The following is a 14,378-nucleotide window of genomic DNA, read 5'->3' as shown; positions in this document are numbered from 1 at the left end:
CTGCTCGTCCAGGCCGTCCAGGCCGGTCGCGGGCTTCGAGTTCTCGGCGTTCTCCACGCCGGACATCATGTCGGTCATCAGGTGCACTTCCATGATCGGGAGTTACACCGCTCGTTTTACAGTCCCGCGAACTCGGTGCACCGCGCGGGCGAGATCCAGATGTTCGGCCACATTTGGGGCGGCTGCGTCTTGGGTGCCGGCGTGGTCGCTGGCCTGACGCACATGCACCAGCCGACGAGTTGACCGCCCTGGCGTGCGATGTGGTCGTCATCCTTGTGGGCGTGAGAGTCAGTTCTGCCCCAGCGCGGCCTTGTCGCCGCTGCTGAGCGGTTTGACGAGCACGTGGTTGCCACCCTCGTTGCGGATCACCTTGCGCTGGACGCCGAGCTTGTCCTGGTTGACGGCGATGACCTCGCGGTTGGTGAGGATCTCGAACGTCTCCGGGGTGACCTTGCGCAGGTCCGCGCCGATCAGCAGCGGCGGGAGTAGATAGGACGTCTGGTGCGGCGTTCGAGGCGCTGGCGAGTCTTTGCCGGACTGCTCGTCGTACGAGCTGTCCGCGAGCGCAGCAGGCTGGTGTCGTGGAGGGTGATGTCGTTCTCGATGACCTCACCGTCGGGGATGGTGATCCGACCTTGGCCGACCAGAGAGTCTCACACTGTTCGTGCTGGAGCGGAACTGGAGCAGGGCGGGCAGTTGAACGTCGTCGAACGGCACTCAACGGCGCTGAACGGTAGCTACTTGCGCTGGAGTTGTTGGGGTCTAGTGTTTGTGCTGGTGGGAGTCCTTTGTGGACCAAACTGGCAGTGTGAGGGCCAGGGGTTCGAGTCCCCTCAGCTCCGCTCTTTCGTAGAGCCCGTCTGATCGAGCGGTTCCCGCTGGTCAGGCGGGTTTCTGCTGTTCTGTGTCGATCTTCAGTGATCGTGTCGTGCTGCCCCTATGGGGTAGTTCTGGAGCAGGATTCTCCAGCCTGATCATCAAGCTGGCCGCTGTGCTGGGTGATCGTCGTGTCCCTCCCGCCAACGGTGTGAGGGGCAGCGGGATCGGTTACGCGGCAAGGGGTCCGGAGACGTGGCGTTCCGAGGGTTCCGGTGCGGTCGGATGCGCTCGGACATTCAGGTCTGCTTCATGCCAGCGGCGCTGCAAGTCGTTGAGGAGTCGGAGTTCGACTTCGGGTGCGACGTGGGAGTGGACCTCGGTGACGCGGTTGGCCAGGTGGTGGCCGAGTCATCGTGCCTGGGCGATCTCGGGCGCCCCGCCGGCGATCAGCCACGTCTTGTGACTGTGCCTCAATCCGTGAAAGGTCAGTCCAGGCCGGATCGGCACTGTGTGGATACCTGACTGCGGGCATCCTTCGTTGCCCTTGACCGCGGGTTTGAGCACGCGGCGGATGAAAGTGCTGCGCCACAACCAGGTGGTCAGGGCATTGGCGTGGTCCGGTGATCACGACCGTGCTGATGTTGCTGACCGTCCGTGGCTGAGCTCGCCTGGGCCTAGCGGCGACGCAGGTTCCACTGTGGCTGCTCGTGGAGGGCGGTGAGGACGCGCTTCTCCAACTCCAGTGCGGTGCATCCGATGACCTGCCGGCAGGGGCCTTGGAAGGCCCCTGCGCGACGTCCCAGTGCTCTTGGGGTCACGCTTGCTGTTGGGCGCGAACGGTTTCACGGTCCGGGCCAGTCGCCACGGTCGCCGACGGTGCGATGCGGGGCCAGGTCCAGGCATACCGCACGATGAGGGCGAGAAGGATCAATTCCAGTGCGATGCCAAGGCCGTAGAAGTACAGCCAGGACTCGCCCACCGCGTTGAACGCCGTGACGGGGACGTAGAGCGAGGCGACGGTGAGGTTGGTGATGCGGTTCGCCCGGGCGGGCAGCGTCATCGACAGCACGACCATGAGGATCGGGATGGCCATGAGGGTCAGCGCCGCGGTCGAAAAGGTCTGGGAGAGGTCGAACTCGAAGACCTTGCCGTTGAGGATGTCTTCGATGACGCCGGGCGTGAAGAAGTTGAGAATGTCCACATAGGCGTACAGGAACATGAAGCTTGTCCACGTTGCGGCGAGCTTGGCTCTCACCGGGATCCGCTGGTCTTCCAGTGTGGCGGTGGCGGGGTGACGTGTTCTCATCATGGGCTCCGTCGTTGTGGTGAAGATCGGCAGGTTCACGATCGCTGAGGCCGGCGGCAGGCGCCCCGGCCCGGAGGCTGGGGTTCGCCTGGCCGATGGCATGGTCTTTCTCCCGTTCTTTTGGCTGGTACGCCGAGGCACGCCGATCCCTAGGCTGGAGCCGTGGTCACTGTCTGGCGCTCCATCTGGCGTGAGCCGCGGCCTGCTCACGCCCCACCCATTGGTCGGCTCGACTGGCTGCTGGTGGGCGTGGTCGCGGCCGCCACCTTGGTCGAGGGCGTCGCTCGGCCGGGCTTGCCCTGGCAACCCCTTGTGACGGTGCTCGCTCTGGCGCTGATGCCTGCCCTGCTCTGGCGGCGGGCCCGCCCCCTGATGGCCGCCCTGGTCGGGTGGGGCGTCGTCGGGCTGCTCTCGGTCCTCCAGCTGACTGCACACGCCGGGGACCTCGGCCTCTACTCCACGATGGCCGTCCTGATCCTGCTCTACTCCCTGGTGCGGTGGGGCTCGGGACAGGAGATGGTCGTGGGGACGGCGTTCGTGACAGTCGTCGTCGCGCTGGGGATGTACGCCTCCTCCGCGGGCTGGGCCGATGTTTTCGGCGGAAGCGTCCTCTTGCTGTTGTTCGTCGCCCTCGCGGCGGTGTTCCGCTACCGCGCGGACCTCTGGCATCGCCAACAGCGTGAGATCCGCAATCAGGAGCGGGTGGCGCTGGCGCGAGAGCTGCACGACACAGTGGCCCACCACGTGTCGGCCATCGCGGTGCAGGCGCAGGCCGGTGGCGTGGTCGCCGGCATCCAGCCTGAGAAGGCTGCCGAGGTCTTGGCCGCGATCGAGTCTGAAGCGTCGCAGACCCTGGCGGAGATGAGATCCATGGTGCGGGTGCTGCGGGAGGAGGAAGCCGTCGCCTACTCACCGCAGCTGGGTGTGGCGGACCTGCCTGCTCTGGCGCGCGCCGACGTGACGCCCACCGTCGAGGTCTCGCTGCACGGTTCGTTGACCCGGCTGGCACGACCTGTGGACGCCGCGCTGTACCGGCTCGCGCAGGAGTCGCTGACCAACGCCGTACGCCACGCCCGGACCGCGACCCGCGTCGGGATCGACGTACGCCGGGAGGGCGACGCCGTCAGGCTGCGTGTCAGCGACGATGGACGGACCGAGCCGGGGCCGGCCCAGGAGCTCGGGTTCGGGCTGCTGGGCATGGCCGAACGCGCCCAGCTCCTCGGCGGATCGCTCTCCGCGGGGCCGGGGCCCGAGGGTGGCTGGGTGGTCGAGGCCGTGCTGCCGGTGGAGGCGTTGGGATGAGCATCCGTGTTGTCGTAGCCGACGACCAGGACTTGGTCCGGACCGGGTTGGTGATGATCCTCGGCGCGCAACCCGACCTCGAGGTCGTGGGGGAGGCGACAGACGGGCTCGCAGCGCTCGACCTGGCGACCCGGCTGCGTCCTGATGTCCTCCTCGTCGACATCCGGATGCCTGGGCTCGACGGCGTCGAGGTGACGCGGCGCCTGGCCGGGCCAGACGTGACGGACCCCATGGCGGTCGTCGTGATCACCACCTTCGACCTCGATGAGTACGTCATCGGCGCCCTACGCGCCGGCGCCCGCGGCTTCCTGCTCAAAGACGCCGGGCCGGAGCTCCTCGTGCAGGCCATCCACGCGGCGGCCAACGGGGACGCGCTGATCGCCCCCAACGTCACCCGCCGGCTGCTGGCGACCTTCGCCGACCAGGCGCCGGTGGTACCGGTCCAGCCCATCGACCCGTTGACCGAGCGCGAGGCAGAGGTGCTCGCGCTGGTGGCACGGGGCCGGACCAACGCCGAGATCGCCACCGAACTCTTCGTCGGCCTGAGCACGGTCAAGTACCACGTCGCATCGTTGATGACCAAGCTCGGCGCCCGCAACCGCGTCGAGATCGCGATGTGGGCATACGACACCAGACGCGTGAGAGCCAATTAGTGGGTACAGATCGCAGCGTAGGCCCGTGGGTTCGGTAGCCCAGCGATGAGTGCGGCCGATCGTGGTTGTACTCCTCTTTCCGGTAGGTCGAGAGCAGCAGCACGTCGCGGTCCTCGTCGGGGAGCGCGGCCAGTGCTTCGGCCAGCTCGCTGCGCAGCGCCTGGGCATCGACGCGTCCAGCCACCTCGCCCAGCTCGGTTGTGGCCTCGAGGTGTCCGGCCGCGCGGCCGAACGCCCGGTACCGCCGCTCCTCGTCGCGGGCGTAGCCGGTCCGGTCGCGGAACGCCAGCAGGAAGGTCTCGCTCACCAGGTCGTCCGCCAGCACGCCGACCCGCCGGGACAGGTACCCGTGCACGACCGGGGCGTACCGGTCGAAGATCGTCGCGAACCGTTCCGGCGTGGCCAGGGACTCGGAGAGCAGGTCCTCGTCCGAGATCTCAGGCGGCGGCTCGCCCCGCCGGGCAGGCTTGGCGGGAGGTTTTGACATGGTCATGCTTCCTGTTGCCCGGAGTCGCGATCCGGTTCGTCGCCCGAAGCATGTCGGGGCGCACGTGTGCAGGGAAACGTGCGCGGAACGGCGGTCAACGACTCTGTCGCGGAGCATCCAGGTACGACAGAGCCCGGCCGGATGAATCATCCGGCCGGGCTCGGGTGTCCGTACGTGCCGCTGGTGGACCAGCGGCTGGCAACGGAACTAGGCGGGAACGATGTTCTCCGCCTGCGGGCCCTTCTGGCCCTGCGTGATGTCGAAGGAGACCTTCTGGCCTTCCTGGAGCTCACGGAAGCCCTGCGCGGCGATGTTCGAGTAGTGGGCGAAGACGTCGGCGCCGCCGCCGTCCTGCTCGATGAAGCCGAAGCCCTTTTCAGCGTTGAACCACTTGACGGTTCCGGTGGCCATGGTGCACTCCAAGCATGAATGTGGCGCCCGCACTGTGCGGGGCCGGGGTATCCGCCACGACCGGGGTCGCTGAACAACAAAACGCCCGTGACCTGTGATCACGGGCGAACGACACTTCGTAAACCATGACAGATGGCACCACGCTACACCCGCGGGCCTTCGGGACCAGCATCGAGGCCCCCTGAATGACTAAACTGGTGGTCAACGACCCCGGTACCAGGTTGCTGCAGTGTCGGCATCGCGGTGGCCAAGGACGTGCTCGGCGCCGTGTCCAGGTGCATCAGGAGCACCGCCTGAGGAAAGGACACGGGTGGACGACTCGTCGAAGGTCGGCAGGCATGCTCGCGCTGTGCTGGCCGCCGCGAAGGCGTTCCGCGCCGAGGCGGCAGGGGTGCGCGCGGAACCGGATCGGCTGCTCGCGCTCGCCGCCGCGCAGTACCAGGCGGTCCGGGACTCGCTGGTGGCCGACCAGCTCCGCGCCATGCCGGTGGAGAAGCTCCGGGACACGAGGGCGAACCTGCGGCTGAGCAAGCTGAAGGCCGCCGGGTACCGGACCGTCGCCGACGTCGTCAGGGCGGGCCCGGAACAGCTCGACGGTGTGCCGGGAGTCGGCAGGCAGTCCGCCGAGCAGATCGTGCGGGTCGCTCGCGCCGTCGCCGATGGTGTCGCGCGCGACACGGCTGTCCGGCTGAACCCCGACCGCGCCGACCGTGCGCAGACCGAGCTGCTGCAGCTGATGTCCAAGTTGCGCAGGGCGAACCAGCTCGTCGGTCCGCTGCGCGAGGCGCTCGGAGACGTGCTGGGCAGGGTCGACGCCGACGTGCGCGCCGCATTCCGTGCCCGGAGCCGGGTGCGGATGTTCTTCTCGTTGCGGAAGAACCGGCAGGCCGCCGTCGATTCGCTCGGCCGGCTCGAGGCCCTGCTGGCCAGTCGCGACGTGGCGGCGTTGCGGGCGGTGGGCACGCAGCTGCGCGTGCCGGACCTGGATCACCGCGCGCTGTGGCGTGACTACGAACTCGACGCGGCCGCGTACAACACGCTCCTCGCCGACCTCGCCGGCGCGGACGCGATGCCGGATCGCAGTGCCGCCAAGGGTTTCGTCCCGGCCGACATCGAGCACGAGGTCGACGCGACCGCTCTGGACACCAGCCTGCTGAAGGTGTCGCTGCGCGGTTACCAGGTGTTCGGAGCCAAGTTCGCGTTGGCCCGCAAGCGCGTCATCATCGGCGACGAGATGGGGCTGGGCAAGACGATCGAGGCCATCGCGGTGATGGCCAGCCTTGCCGCCGATGGGCGGCGTGGGTTCCTGGTGGTCTGCCCGGCGAGCGTCGTCGTCAACTGGGTCAACGAGATCGCCAGGCACAGCGACCTCGTGCCGCACCGGATGCACGGCGCGGGCCGCGACGGCGCGGTCGGCGAGTGGCTGGCGCAGGGCGGCGTCGGCGTGACGACGTTCGGCACGTTGCCGAAACTGGTGCTGCCCAAGAGATTTCGCCCGGCGCTGGTCGTGGTCGACGAGGCGCACTACGTGAAGAACCCGGACACGCAGCGCTCGCAGGCGGTCAACACGATCGTGCAGCGGGCGGAGCGGGCAGTGCTCCTCACCGGCACGCCGATGGAGAACCGTGTCGAGGAGTTCCGCAACCTGGTCGCCTATCTCCAGCCGGGCGTCGCGGCCCGCACGGGCGCCATCGACGCCGTGGTCGGAGCGAAGGCTTTCCGCCGCGTTGTCGCACCGGTGTACCTGCGGCGCAACCAGGAGGACGTGCTGGGGGAGCTGCCGGAGCTGCTGGAGATGGAGGACTGGGTCGAGTTCGGCAAGCAGGACCGGGCCGCGTACCTGGACGCGGTGCGCGCGGGGAACCTGATGGCGATGCGCCGCGCCGCCTACGCGCCGGGCACGCCCCGCGGCTCGGCGAAGCTGGAGCGGCTGCTGGAGATCATCGAGGAATCGAGGGACAACGGCTGGAAGGTCGTGGTGTTCTCGTACTTCCACGACGTGCTGGACGTGATCGCGGACCACGTCGAGGTCTTCGGTCCCCTGACCGGCGAGACGTCAGCGCAGGGCCGTCAACAACTGGTGGACGCGTTCACGGCGTGCGAGGACCACGCGGTGCTGCTGGCCCAGATCGAGGCGGGCGGCGTGGGCCTCAACATCCAGGCCGCGTCCGTGGTGATCATCGCCGAGCCGCAGTGGAAGCCCAGCACGGAGGACCAGGCGATCGCCCGTTGTCACCGGATGGGCCAGGTCCGCAAGGTCCACGTGCACCGGTTGCTGGTCAAGGACAGCGTGGACGCGCGGGTGCAGGAGATCCGCGACCACAAGACGCTGCTGTTCGACCACTACGCGCGTGAAAGCGACACCAAGCATTCGCACGCGAGCGCACTGGACTCGGCGGTGTCGGTGGAGCAGCGAGTGGTGCAGGCCGAGCAGCAGCGCCTTGGTCTCTAGGCGCTGGACGCGAGCCGCGGTGTGCGCACATGCCGGTGTCCGCTGTCGGGAAAGCCGGGGGTGCGGCCGGTAGCAGGTCGTCCAGGAGGTAGCCGCACTTCTCCGCAACACGGCAGGAGGCTCGGTTGCCCTTCGCGTGCAGCAGCTCCAAGCGGGTCAGCTGGACCAGGTTCTGCGTGCCCAGTGCCCAGCGCGACGCGGTGTCCAGGGCACGGGCGGCGGCCGCAGTCCAGTAGCCGACCTCTGCCACGCCGGCGGTCACGACCTTCACCACCACGTGACCGACGGGCGAGTTGTCGTCTTCATCGGGCACCACGGCGAAACTGAACCGTGTTGCGGAGGCCCAGACGGCGACTTGTGCGTCCAGCCACTGCTGGGCCTCGGTCTCGTCCGTCAGCGACGTGGCCAGCCAGCGGCGCAGCATCGGGTCACGATGCGCCGTGAGCAGTGCCGGTCTCAGCGGAGGTCGAGATGCAGCGCATCCGGGATCGGGTTGCGGGATACGCGAACGTTTGAGTGCGCATTGCACCTGCGGGACGCATGCCGATACGTTGCGCATTCGGTGTTGTCGACGCGGTATCCCTGGGGTTGACGATGGTCATGACACGCCGCTTGGCGATTTTCGCGGCTCTCACACTGATACCGCCGCTCGCGCTCGTGCCGCCGGTCGCCGCCGATGTGAACGCGTCACCGAACGCGGTCGTCGTCTGGGACATCAACGCGCAGACCGCCATCTGGGACGTCGCGCAGCAGGCGCCGCCACAGGTTGCCGGACGCGGTTTCGCGATGGTCAGCGGTGCGGTCCACGACGCGGTGAACGCGATCGCCGGCACGCCGTACGAGCCCTACCTCGTCGCGCCGCGGGCCAACGGCCGTGAGTCGACGGACGCCGCCGTCGGGACGGCCGCCTACCGGGTGCTGGACGCCGTTTTCCCGGCACAGCAGGAAAGACTGCGCACGCAGTACGACGAGTGGCTCGCGGGCATTCCGGACGGTCCGGCGAAGCGCGGCGGTGTCCGGGTCGGCGCCGAGGCCGCCGCCGCGATGATCACGTCACGGCGGAACGACGGCGCCTTCGACCCCCGGCCCTGGACCGTCGGCACCGAGCCGGGTCAGTACCGCCCCACTCCGCCTGGCTTCGAGAACTCGGGCGCCTGGGTTGGTTTCCTGAAGCCGTTCGCCATCCCGGACGCCACGATGTTCCGCACCGTCGGGCCACCGGCGGTCACGAGCCGCACGTACACCCGCGATTTCAACGAGGTCAAGCGGCTCGGCTCGGCGACGAGCACCGTCCGCACCCCCGACCAGACCGATGCGGCGCTCTGGTGGCACGACCGGCGTTCCGTCAGCTGGGGAATGAAGCGCGACCTCGCCGTCACCCAGAAGCTGAGCGTGCTGGAGACCGCGCGCTTCTACGCGCTGGCCGACTTCACCGGCACGGACGGCGCGATCGCGTGCGCGAACGACAAGGAGTTCTGGCACTTCTGGCGGCCGATCACCGCCATCCGGTCCGCCGACACGGACGGAAACCCCGCCACCACGGCCGACCCCGGCTGGACTCCGCTGGTGGTCACCCCGCCGAATCCCGACTACCCCTCCGGCCACACCTGTCGCACAGCCGCGCAGATGACGGCATACGCGCACTTCTTCGGCCGGGACGATGTCTCCTTCAGCGCGTTCAGCGTCGACAGCGGCACCACTCGGCACTTCGACCGGTTCTCTCAGGCGACCGCCGAAGTCGTCGGAGCACGCATCTGGGCCGGCATCCACTTCCGCTCCGCGGACGTCGACGGCACCACGCTCGGCACGGCTGTCGGCAAACACATCACCAAGCGCTACTTCCAGCCACGTCGCTGATCGAGCAGCGCGACCAGTGTCAGGCGCGGTCGTGGATGGTGACGGCGTATCCGTCGGGATCGGCGAAGGTGAAAGTCCGCCCGAACGGTCCGTCGGCAGGCGAGGACAAGATCTGCACCCCCGTCCCGGTCAGGTGGTCGTGCAGTTCCTGGGCGTCGTCGGCGTGCAGCCACAACGCCACGCCCGTTCCCGGTCGCGGTGCGGCAGCGTTCAGGTCGACGCCGGGCAGCGGTGTGCGCACCGCGAAGGGCACGGGGGTGGTGGCGAACACGACCGCACCAGGCGGGCTCGCCGGGGCGCGGCGCAGCCCGAGCTGCGTCTCGTAGAACGCGGCGGCCGCGTCGAGGTCGCGCACCTGAAGTGAGATGAAGTCCGGTCCGGTCACGGTGGCCATCGGGTTCTCCTGTCTGCATGTCAGGTTCCTGACATGGCGCAAGAGCGAGTGGATCTGGACTCTTCCGTCGGCTGTGCCCTCAAACAGGCCGCCGCCCTGTCCGCCAGCAGCGCCGAACGGCTACGCCAAGACCTCACGGCCTGCGCCACCGCCCTCAAGCCGTGACATCGCTACCGCTTGGTGCTGTTGCGCAACGTGAGCAGGCCGGGAGCGGCGAAGGTGTCGAGCACCTGACCGGTGGAGGTGTCGACGCGGGCGATGCTGTTGGTCTGGCCGAGGAGCACCTGGCGGCCGTCGGGGCTGACCGCGAGCCCGCGTACCGCGGCGGGCAACGGCCACGCGCCGTCCACCCGAAGTGTTGCGGAATCCAGGCGCCGCAACACATTGGACGAGGTGAGGTAGAGGGCGCTGCCGTCGGGTGAGGTCAGCATCGCGGTGCCGTCGCCGGACCGCAGGTCGTCGGGGATCTTCGCGACCTTCGTGACAGTCAGGCTTTCCGTGTCGGCGATCGCGATCTGTTTGGTGGTCATTTCACTGATGTAGAGCCGTTTGCCGTCCGGGGAGATGGTCAGTGCGTGCGTGCCGGCGGGGTGGAGGCCGAACGGGTCGGGCAGGTCCAGGCAGTAGGCCCAGCCCTCGCTCAGCGAGAGCACGTGCACGAACGCGTGCACGGCCTGGCCATCCGCGCCACGCCGCCCTGGCAGCAGGTCGCGGGTGTGCTGGTGGTCGCCCTGATGCAGGTACAACGTGTAGAGCCGGGTGCGGTCCGGGGACAGCACGGCCTGGCGTCCCTCGCCGCGCATCTCCTCCTCGGCGCCCGGCGGGATCAGTTGCTTGTCGCGCAGCAGAAGTGGTTGCACCTGACCGGTGGCCAGTTCCACCCGGCGCACCCGATAGCGCTCCGGGGCGTTCGCCGGCAGGTACTCCAGCACGAAGAGGTAGGCGTCGTCGGCGGAGAACGCCTCCGGCTCGAAGTTGCCGGGCAGGTCGAACTCCCGTGCCGGACGCGCGCCGCTCGGGTCCGCCACCACGATCGTGCTCCGTTCTCTGCCAGCCGGTCGGTGGGTGGGGTCGTGGTGTGCGGAGCTGTCTGCGGTGAGCGCGACCAGCGTCCCCGCGGGCGATGCGACTCGCGCGGTGAGCCGGCGGGGCAGCCCGGTGCCGGCCAGCTCCTGGTTCGTCTTCGGATCGAAGGTGATCAGCTTGTCGCCGCGCACGGCGTAGAGCCGGGACCAGTCGGGGCTGGCCACCGTGGCGTCCCCGGACTTCACCTCGCCGTGGTTGTCGGCCACCGTGATGCCGTGGTCCGAGTCGAAGAACACCACATCGGAGGCCGGCGAGGGAGCCGATGGCTCAGTGCATGCGGCCGTGACCAGTGAAACGGTCAGAACAAGGGCACCCAGTCTCATGGGCTTGCTACACCGGTTGAGCCGGTCGGGTTCCCGTGGACACATGTACCCGCCGCTTTGCTCCGAAGGGGTGTGGTTGGTATCGCGGCGCCGACGGGCCGCGTCTACCAGACAACACGTCGCCACAGAGCTCGTCGGCGACTTCGGATGTGGTGGGGATCTGGGAGTTGGTCGACATGCTGACAGAGCGGGAAGAGGCCTGGTTGCTGGAGGAGTACAAGCTGCTTTCAGCGCACTACTTCCACGAAGATCAGGTCTACTTTCGCATGGGTGGACTGCTCATCACGCTGAACAGCGCGCTGATCGCCTTTTCGGCAACCTCGAGCGGGGTGTCGAGGGTGCCGCAGGTCGTGCTCGTGCTGTTCTCCGTGTTCGGTCTCGCCGTGACGATCGCTTGGATTGCGATGTTGTGGCGGGTTCGTGCCGTCCGGCAGCTCAGCGGCTGCCGGATCGGGGAGGTCGAGGCCGCGCTCGAGGCGACCTGGTCTGCCACGGTTCCTTCTCCGCGGATCCGTCTGCACATGCGGGAGAGGATGTCCGCGATGTCAGGACGCCTGCCGTCGAGACTGGCGACCAGCGTTCCCGCGACCACGCTGTTCCTGCTGGTTCCCGTGGTGGCGGCCGGTTACTGGATCTGCCTGCCGTTCTGGCGCTGAGCAGGGCCGAGCAGCACCATGCACAGCTGAAGTCCTTTGTGGACTTTGGAGCCCGCGCGGCGCCCGTTCGTCCGGGCGGGCTGCGCACAACGGTGGCTTGTGCCTCCGGTCGCGCCGCAGTTTGCTGGTCTGATGGGCAGACTTGTCGGGGTTCTGGGGATTTCCGCAGCTTTGGTGATGGGTGGCGCCGGTGTGGCCAATGCCGACTCGTGGACGTGGATCGGTCCGTATCCGACGATGGCGGAGTGCGAGACCTCCGAACAGGGGTTCCGGGACGCCGGGCACCTGACGGCCGGGTGTGGCTATCGCGACCTCGCCCACCCGTGGCAGGACGGCTACTACTTCCCCGCGTGGCCTGTTGACTGAGGCCGGTTCTACGACCCGTTTCCGGTCGGCAGCCGGGAGACCGCCGCGGGCGAGCTGAGCAGGCGTCGTGGCTGGTCGTGGCCACGACGTTCCCACCAGCGGCCGTTGGTGTCGAAGAAGACGATGGTGGGGTAGTAGAGCGCTGCCGTCTCGTCGACGTCTTGTCCCTCCGGCCAGGTGACGGAAATCGGCGGAGTGGTCACGGTTTGGCCGGGCGCGATGGCGCCCAGCACGTACGGTTCGGTCGAGCCGCCGATCGACCAACCGGTGGAACGCGTCTCGCCGAACCGTCCGGCCACGTCGACGACTCGCACGCTGGTCACCGGGCAGCTGCCGTAGTTCGAATAGCTGATGGTGAGGCTCGGTGGGTTCGATGCACGGGCGCCGGACACCAGCCGCGCGTGCATTGCCTCGTTGTCGCGGCGTTCCGCATCTCGATACCGGCCGTCGCGAATTGCGATCCAGATCGCCACGATGACGGCCAAAAGCGTTCCCGCGGCACCGATCACCTGACCCCATGCCGCGAAGACGTCGGCGTCGACCCGTCCGAAGAACCAGACCTGAGAGGCCGCGTCGGCGAGAACAACCATGTCAGGAACACTGCCGGAGCAACCATGGCGCCGCAATCGGTTGAACGGCGCACGCGTCGCCGTTCGCAGTCCACTTAGGACAGGGCGTCAGAGCAGGTCGACGTGCGTCTCTGAGTGACTGTGCCGATGCGCTGTGTTTCGTTCGGGGCGAACGAGGTCACAGATCAGTTGCGGTAGATCGCTGATCCGAATGGCTTCTCGCGGCCGGCCGGGCTGCCGCGGGTCTTCCGGCTGACGGGAAACCGGTGATCCAGGCAGTCCTGATCTTTCTTCGGAGCCCTGGTGGAGGCCCTGTGGAACGTGATCGGTGTCGCAGAGGAAGGGTTTGCTTAATTAGGTTAGCCTTGCTTGACTTGGCGCGCTTTGACCGCTGTACACCGAAAGGGTGTTGCCATGTCCAGCAGGGTTCGTCCGTCCGGCAGAGTGCTGGGGAGCCTTGTCCTCGCCGCGGTACTGGGCGCCGGTCTGGCCGCGTGTGGCCAGGTGCAGGATCCGTCCACGCAGTCGACGAGCCCGGCGAGCTCCGACGCGTCGGCGTTCCCGGTGAAGATCACGCACAAGTTCGGCACCGCGGAGATCACCAAGGCGCCGTCGCGCGTGGTCGTGGTCGGCACCGCCACCGATGACCTCGACGCCGCGCTGGCGCTGGGTGTCACCCCCGTCGCGTTCTTCAACAAATCCGGTTCGGAGACCGTGCCCAGCTGGCTGAAGGGCAAGCTCGACCCGGCCAAGACGAAGATCGTCAACGCGGCTGCCGGTGTGAACGCGGAGGAGGTCGGTGCGCTCACCCCCGACCTGATCCTCGCCACCTCCAGCTTCGGGCTCGAGCAGGAGTACCCGAACCTCGCCAAGATCGCGCCCACCGTCGGCTACGCGTCCGAGTGGGGCAAGCAGACCTGGCAGGAGCACGTGCAGGTCGTCGCGCAGGCGCTCGGCAAGACCGGTGACGCGAAGAAGATCGTCGAGACCACCGAGGCCGCGATCGCCAAGTTCAAGAGCGACAACCCGAAGGCCGCCGGCAAGACCTTCACGGCCTCGGTCGGCAACACCGCGGGCAAGATGTTCTCGCTGGTGTCCAAGGAGGACTTCGCGGTCAAGCTGATCGAGCAGGCCGGCCTGACGCTCAGCCCGACCGTCGCCGACGCGACCAAGAACGAGTCCGGCAGCCCGACCGGCACGCTCACCCCGGAGCAGTACGACAAGCTCAAGGCCGACCTGGTGATCGTCGCGTTCACCACGCCGGACCTGCAGGCCGCGTTCGAGGGCAACCAGCTCGCCGCTGGCCTCAAGAGCGGCAACTACCTCCTCGTCGACATGGAGACCATCTCGGCGCTGCGCTACCCGACGGCGCTCGACATCCCGTGGGTGCTGGAGAAGCTGAAGCCGGGCGTGTCCAAGCTCGCCTGACACACGAACGAAAAAGGGGCGTGCTTCCCGCGGGAAGCACGCCCCTTCGGCGTTTCCAGTGGTGTGGCCCGGAACGTTGCCGGGGGAATTCGCGGTCAGACGTGCGAGGTGCCCTGCTGAGCGTGGATCACCTCGCCAACGTTCCGGGACGCGCCACTAGATGACTGATTCCGTGAAGTTCGGGTGAAGTCGGCCCGGTGCCGGGGCATGGGAGGAGGGTGTTCAAGATCAATGTGTGACGAAAGACCTGAACACCCTCCTTACCGCAC

At 67.9% G+C, this 14,378-nt stretch carries 14 protein-coding genes and 1 pseudogene; 9 read left to right on the top strand and 6 right to left on the bottom strand.

The features are described 5' to 3' along the window. Positions 1–1,633: 1,633 nt before the first annotated feature. The gene (locus tag ABFX45_RS44700) at positions 1,634–2,164 is read right to left on the bottom strand and encodes a DUF6326 family protein (protein WP_346137190.1); all 531 of its coding nucleotides are present in this window, start codon (positions 2,162–2,164) and stop codon (positions 1,634–1,636) included. A gap of 123 nt (positions 2,165–2,287) precedes the next feature. On the opposite strand from ABFX45_RS44700, the gene ABFX45_RS44695 reads away from it, so the two are divergent. The 3 genes from ABFX45_RS44695 (at position 2,288) to ABFX45_RS44685 (ending at position 4,564) form a co-directional block, all read left to right on the top strand. Next, entirely contained in the window at positions 2,288–3,427 is a 1,140-nt protein-coding gene (locus tag ABFX45_RS44695) for a sensor histidine kinase (RefSeq protein WP_346137189.1), read from the top strand. Then, the gene (locus ABFX45_RS44690; RefSeq protein ID WP_346137188.1) at positions 3,424–4,080 is read left to right on the top strand and encodes a response regulator; all 657 of its coding nucleotides are present in this window, start codon (positions 3,424–3,426) and stop codon (positions 4,078–4,080) included. The genes ABFX45_RS44695 and ABFX45_RS44690 overlap by 4 nt, the downstream gene beginning before the upstream one ends. 61 nt (positions 4,081–4,141) lie before the next feature. After that, complete coding sequence (locus ABFX45_RS44685) at positions 4,142–4,564, top strand: hypothetical protein (protein ID WP_346137187.1); 423 nt, start codon at positions 4,142–4,144, stop codon at positions 4,562–4,564. 210 nt (positions 4,565–4,774) lie between these two features. On the opposite strand, the gene ABFX45_RS44680 is transcribed toward ABFX45_RS44685, so the two are convergent. After that, on the bottom strand, positions 4,775–4,978 hold the full coding sequence (locus ABFX45_RS44680) for a cold-shock protein (RefSeq protein ID WP_030475722.1): 204 nt from the start codon (positions 4,976–4,978) through the stop codon (positions 4,775–4,777). A gap of 310 nt (positions 4,979–5,288) precedes the next feature. On the opposite strand from ABFX45_RS44680, the gene ABFX45_RS44675 reads away from it, so the two are divergent. Continuing rightward, entirely contained in the window at positions 5,289–7,430 is a 2,142-nt protein-coding gene (locus ABFX45_RS44675) for a DEAD/DEAH box helicase (protein WP_346137186.1), read from the top strand. A 100-nt stretch (positions 7,431–7,530) separates the two neighbouring features. On the opposite strand, the pseudogene ABFX45_RS46745 reads toward ABFX45_RS44675, so the two are convergent. Then, a pseudogene (locus tag ABFX45_RS46745) lies at positions 7,531–7,989 on the bottom strand (GNAT family N-acetyltransferase); the annotation flags it as partial. A gap of 41 nt (positions 7,990–8,030) precedes the next feature. On the opposite strand from ABFX45_RS46745, the gene ABFX45_RS44670 reads away from it, so the two are divergent. Next, positions 8,031–9,287 carry a vanadium-dependent haloperoxidase gene (locus ABFX45_RS44670; RefSeq protein ID WP_346137185.1) on the top strand — a complete coding sequence of 419 codons (1,257 nt, stop codon included), beginning with the start codon at positions 8,031–8,033 and terminating at the stop codon, positions 9,285–9,287. A gap of 19 nt (positions 9,288–9,306) precedes the next feature. Here the strand turns inward: ABFX45_RS44670 and ABFX45_RS44665 are convergent, their stop codons facing one another. Beyond that, complete coding sequence (locus tag ABFX45_RS44665; RefSeq protein ID WP_346137184.1) at positions 9,307–9,681, bottom strand: VOC family protein; 375 nt, start codon at positions 9,679–9,681, stop codon at positions 9,307–9,309. Positions 9,682–9,714: 33 nt separating this feature from the next. On the opposite strand from ABFX45_RS44665, the gene ABFX45_RS44660 reads away from it, so the two are divergent. Then, positions 9,715–9,846: a hypothetical protein gene (locus tag ABFX45_RS44660; protein ID WP_346137183.1), complete on the top strand. Its 132-nt coding sequence runs from the start codon at positions 9,715–9,717 to the stop codon at positions 9,844–9,846. Between the two features lie 5 nt (positions 9,847–9,851). Here ABFX45_RS44660 and ABFX45_RS44655 read toward each other — a convergent pair whose 3' ends face one another. Beyond that, on the bottom strand, positions 9,852–11,003 hold the full coding sequence (locus tag ABFX45_RS44655) for a hypothetical protein (protein ID WP_346137182.1): 1,152 nt from the start codon (positions 11,001–11,003) through the stop codon (positions 9,852–9,854). 263 nt (positions 11,004–11,266) lie between these two features. Between ABFX45_RS44655 and ABFX45_RS44650 the strand changes: the two genes are divergently transcribed. Then, positions 11,267–11,746, top strand: coding sequence for a RipA family octameric membrane protein (locus tag ABFX45_RS44650; RefSeq protein ID WP_346137181.1), 480 nt, complete (start codon positions 11,267–11,269; stop codon positions 11,744–11,746). Between the two features lie 132 nt (positions 11,747–11,878). Next, the gene (locus ABFX45_RS44645) at positions 11,879–12,112 is read left to right on the top strand and encodes a hypothetical protein (protein WP_146231757.1); all 234 of its coding nucleotides are present in this window, start codon (positions 11,879–11,881) and stop codon (positions 12,110–12,112) included. Between the two features lie 8 nt (positions 12,113–12,120). Here the strand turns inward: ABFX45_RS44645 and ABFX45_RS44640 are convergent, their stop codons facing one another. After that, positions 12,121–12,702 carry a hypothetical protein gene (locus tag ABFX45_RS44640; protein ID WP_346137180.1) on the bottom strand — a complete coding sequence of 194 codons (582 nt, stop codon included), beginning with the start codon at positions 12,700–12,702 and terminating at the stop codon, positions 12,121–12,123. 393 nt (positions 12,703–13,095) lie between these two features. Here ABFX45_RS44640 and ABFX45_RS44635 point away from each other — a divergent pair, with 393 nt between their 5' ends. Beyond that, the gene (locus ABFX45_RS44635; RefSeq protein ID WP_109639887.1) at positions 13,096–14,109 is read left to right on the top strand and encodes an ABC transporter substrate-binding protein; all 1,014 of its coding nucleotides are present in this window, start codon (positions 13,096–13,098) and stop codon (positions 14,107–14,109) included. The last annotated feature ends 269 nt before the right edge of the window (positions 14,110–14,378 follow it).

The organism is Lentzea roselyniae (assembly GCF_039537795.1).
GTDB lineage: Bacteria > Actinomycetota > Actinomycetes > Mycobacteriales > Pseudonocardiaceae > Lentzea > Lentzea atacamensis.
This window is presented reverse-complemented; position numbering and strand designations above follow the sequence as displayed.

Bases quoted from the DNA above. Each gene is read 5' to 3' on its own strand.
- ABFX45_RS44690 (WP_346137188.1), top strand. From the start codon at position 3,424: ATGAGCATCCGTGTTGTCGTAGCCGACGACCAGGACTTGGTCCGGACC.
- ABFX45_RS44680 (WP_030475722.1), bottom strand. From the start codon at position 4,978: ATGGCCACCGGAACCGTCAAGTGGTTCAACGCTGAAAAGGGCTTCGGC.
- ABFX45_RS44670 (WP_346137185.1), top strand. From the start codon at position 8,031: ATGACACGCCGCTTGGCGATTTTCGCGGCTCTCACACTGATACCGCCG.
- ABFX45_RS44665 (WP_346137184.1), bottom strand. From the start codon at position 9,681: ATGGCCACCGTGACCGGACCGGACTTCATCTCACTTCAGGTGCGCGAC.
- ABFX45_RS44660 (WP_346137183.1), top strand. From the start codon at position 9,715: ATGGCGCAAGAGCGAGTGGATCTGGACTCTTCCGTCGGCTGTGCCCTC.
- ABFX45_RS44650 (WP_346137181.1), top strand. From the start codon at position 11,267: ATGCTGACAGAGCGGGAAGAGGCCTGGTTGCTGGAGGAGTACAAGCTG.
- ABFX45_RS44645 (WP_146231757.1), top strand. From the start codon at position 11,879: ATGGGCAGACTTGTCGGGGTTCTGGGGATTTCCGCAGCTTTGGTGATG.
- ABFX45_RS44640 (WP_346137180.1), bottom strand. From the start codon at position 12,702: ATGGTTGTTCTCGCCGACGCGGCCTCTCAGGTCTGGTTCTTCGGACGG.
- ABFX45_RS44635 (WP_109639887.1), top strand. From the start codon at position 13,096: ATGTCCAGCAGGGTTCGTCCGTCCGGCAGAGTGCTGGGGAGCCTTGTC.